At 33.0% G+C, this 3,076-nt stretch carries 4 protein-coding genes; 1 reads left to right on the top strand and 3 read right to left on the bottom strand.

The genetic code is table 11. The features are described from left to right. Positions 1–54: 54 nt before the first annotated feature. Complete coding sequence (folB, locus tag ACIR131C_RS0102105) at positions 55–423, bottom strand: dihydroneopterin aldolase (RefSeq protein ID WP_028088874.1); 369 nt, start codon at positions 421–423, stop codon at positions 55–57. Positions 424–726: 303 nt separating this feature from the next. On the opposite strand from folB, the gene lysS reads away from it, so the two are divergent. Beyond that, positions 727–2,310 carry a lysine--tRNA ligase gene (lysS, locus tag ACIR131C_RS0102110; protein ID WP_028088875.1) on the top strand — a complete coding sequence of 528 codons (1,584 nt, stop codon included), beginning with the start codon at positions 727–729 and terminating at the stop codon, positions 2,308–2,310. Between the two features lie 72 nt (positions 2,311–2,382). On the opposite strand, the gene ACIR131C_RS0102115 is transcribed toward lysS, so the two are convergent. Continuing rightward, a complete protein-coding gene (locus ACIR131C_RS0102115) occupies positions 2,383–2,613 on the bottom strand; it encodes a hypothetical protein (protein WP_028088876.1) in 231 nt (76 codons plus the stop codon). 201 nt (positions 2,614–2,814) lie between these two features. Next, positions 2,815–3,024, bottom strand: a complete 210-nt coding sequence (locus ACIR131C_RS0102120; protein WP_028088877.1) for a hypothetical protein — start codon at positions 3,022–3,024, stop codon at positions 2,815–2,817. Between the last annotated feature and the right edge of the window lie 52 nt (positions 3,025–3,076).

Here is a 3,076-nt window from a genome sequence, read left to right on the forward strand (position 1 = left end):
CAGTGACAAAAATTCATACTTTCCTTCAGCAAGTCCAAAAAATAGACATTTGCTTCACAAATTTGATTTGCTTCTAGTCAATTCAATGCGAATATTACCATCAAAATCAGGAATTGGTGCAGCAGGTTTAATGAGAGTAACTTGTACTTGGGTAGTCAGACTACTTTCTTCAAGAATAGCATCAGCGATCGCACCTGCCAACCTTTCCAATAAATCAAATTTAGATGTTTTCAGCAAGTTTTGGACTAAACTAATAACACTACGATAATCTACTGTATCTTTAATAGCATCAGTTTTTGCAGCATCCGCCAGATCTACCCATAACTTCAAATCCACCTCAAACCATTGTCCTAATACCTTTTCTTCCGGTAAATACCCAACATAGCCATAACCGCGAATCCCCGTCAAATGAATACAGTCCATAAAACCCTGATTATAAATCATTACCTGACCATTTTAGATTTTAAATTGAATAACTCAGACAAAATCTAAAATTAAATTCAGATAAATTAAGAATTTATCTCTCTATAATGTTTTTACATTCATCTATTACGAATGAAAGCAGCAGAGATTATTCTAAAGTATATTTTATCACCCATTACCAATTACCAATTACCCATTACCAATTACCCATTACCCATTACCAATTACCAAATTTATTGAACAATGATTTTATTCGCCATAACAGCAGTTAAAATAGAGCAATTGTGAAATAATAAAAGATAAATGTTTTGGGCTGATAAAATTGCTGCTGACGCAGTAGGTCAACAAGTAGTTAATGATTCTAAGACTCCTTCAGGAAGGGTACACGTTGGGTCTTTGCGTGGTGTGGTTATTCACGACGTTATTTACCGTGCTTTGAAACACGCAGGGAAGCCCGTCAAATTTCTGTATGGTGTAGATGATTATGATGCGCTGGATACTGTTCCTAAATACTTAGATCAAGAAAAATTTCGGCCTTATTTGGGTTTTCCTCTGTGTAATGTTCCTTCTCCTGGTGATGGTGCGGAAGATTATGCTAAATACTTTATTGGTGAGTTTTTTGAAATTTTTGCATATTTAGGAATTAAACCAGAAACGTATTTTTTACGGGATTTATATCGTTCAGGAAAACTTAATTCCCATATTGATATTTTCCTGAAAAATGCTCATTTAGTGCGGGAAGCTTATAAGGAAGTAAGTAAAGCTGAACGTGCAAATAATTGGTATCCTTTTCAAGTTGTTTGTGAAAATTGCGGTAAAATCGCTACTACTGTCACTACAGATTATAACGGTTCAGAAGTATTTTACACCTGTAAACCCGATGGTGTTGATTATGTAAAAGGTTGTGGACATTCCGGGTGGGTTTCTCCTTTTAATGGTAATGGTAAATTACCTTGGAAAGTTGAATGGGTAGCTAAATGGGATATATTGGGTGTAACTATTGAAATGGCAGGGAAGGATCATTCTCAAAAAGGTGGTTCTCGTGATGTTGCTAATGCTATTAGTCGCAAGGTTTTACAAAAACAACCTCCTTTCCATTCTCCCTATGAATTTATTCTTGTGAATGGGACAAAAATGAGTTCTTCTAAGGGTGTGGGTTCGAGTGCTAGGGAAATTGCTGATTTATTACCTGCTGAATTATTGCGATTTTTGATGTTAAGAACTCAACCGAAAACAGTAATTAATTTTGCACCAAATTATGAAACTACTACCCGGTTATTTAGAGATTACGATACTTTAATTAATAAGTATTCTCATGCTCCTGAATTAACGGAGGAATTAATGTCTTTATTTTACGCCCAATTAGGGGATGAAATTAAAACTTTCCAACCTTTTGATTTTAGTACATTAATTTCTCTGTTGCAAGTTCCCCGTTTAAATATTCAGGAAGAAGTTGTCCAACGCAGTTTACAGCCTTTAAATGAGTATGATCAACAAATTATTGATCAAAGAATTTCTGCGGCTAAAAAGTGGTTACAAGATTATGCTGACGAGGAAGACAAGTTAGTTCTCTATTTGGAACAAGTTCCTGAAAAAGCTCATGATTTAAATTCAGAACAAGTTGCTTATTTGCAAAAATTGATGGAGAATTTGCAGGATATTGGTAACTGGGAAGCTGAGGAATTACAAACTATAATTTTCTCGACTACTAAGGAGTTAGGGGTTCAACAACCAATGGCTTTTAAGGCTTTATATCTATCTTTTTTAAATAAAGAAAAAGGTCCAAAGGCTGGTGGTTTGTTGTCTTATTTGGAGAAGTCTTTTGTAATTTCTCGGTTGCAGGATGTGGTTAATTTGAATGTAGGTAAGGAGAAGATAGAAGTTTAAGTTATTACTAATATGGTGCGTTACGCTGTCGCTAACGCACCCTACAAGGTTAATACTACAAATTAATACAAATTAATACAAATTGCAATCAACTAAATTTTCTCTAACTAAAACCTCACCTTCCCACTTTCCAGCAGTTTTATCAAAAAAATCCGCAGGATATCCTAATTCTTGTGGTGTTGGTATTTTCTCTTCAAAAGCATCAGTAATAATAATTATTAATTCTTGATTGGCTAATTGTTGGGGAAGTTGTAACAATAATTTACCTTGTGCATCAACTTTTGATTTAAGTTTTATTTGCATATAATTAACTCCTTAGTATCTTGGATTATTATACTACTAATTGTTTGAAAAGTATTTTTTAATTATTCATGGCTTTTAATACTCTTTCAATTTGCTTGGGTGCGTCAATTTGTTTGGGAGTCCAATATTCAATATATCCTGTTTTAACAGATGTTACTTTTGTTTTAAATCAATAATCAAAACTTTTCCTAAATTCGGTTTTCATTGTTTTTGGTTTAAAATTGCCAAAATTGTTTCTCTATCTGTTAATTCTGTTTTTTCTCCTTCTTCAATAGCTTTTGATAAGGCAATATCTTCAATTATTTCCGTAAATAAAGCTGAAAATTCTTCTTTGTTTTCTGAAAACAGTTCTATTATTAATTCTTTCAGGGTTTGTTTAAGTTGATTGCGTTCTAAGGATAGGTTAGACATAATTATCACCATAACATATATATATTATATTATATAATATTATATCTTATTT

It is taken from the genome of Dolichospermum circinale AWQC131C (assembly GCF_000426905.1).
In the GTDB taxonomy this organism is placed as follows: Bacteria; Cyanobacteriota; Cyanobacteriia; order Cyanobacteriales; family Nostocaceae; genus Dolichospermum; species Dolichospermum circinale.

What these genes read in the sequence shown, in the direction of transcription:
- folB (WP_028088874.1), bottom strand. Translation starts at nt 423, where the DNA reads ATGGACTGTATTCATTTGACGGGGATTCGCGGTTATGGCTATGTTGGG.
- lysS (WP_028088875.1), top strand. Translation starts at nt 727, where the DNA reads ATGTTTTGGGCTGATAAAATTGCTGCTGACGCAGTAGGTCAACAAGTA.
- ACIR131C_RS0102115 (WP_028088876.1), bottom strand. Translation starts at nt 2,613, where the DNA reads ATGCAAATAAAACTTAAATCAAAAGTTGATGCACAAGGTAAATTATTG.
- ACIR131C_RS0102120 (WP_028088877.1), bottom strand. Translation starts at nt 3,024, where the DNA reads ATGTCTAACCTATCCTTAGAACGCAATCAACTTAAACAAACCCTGAAA.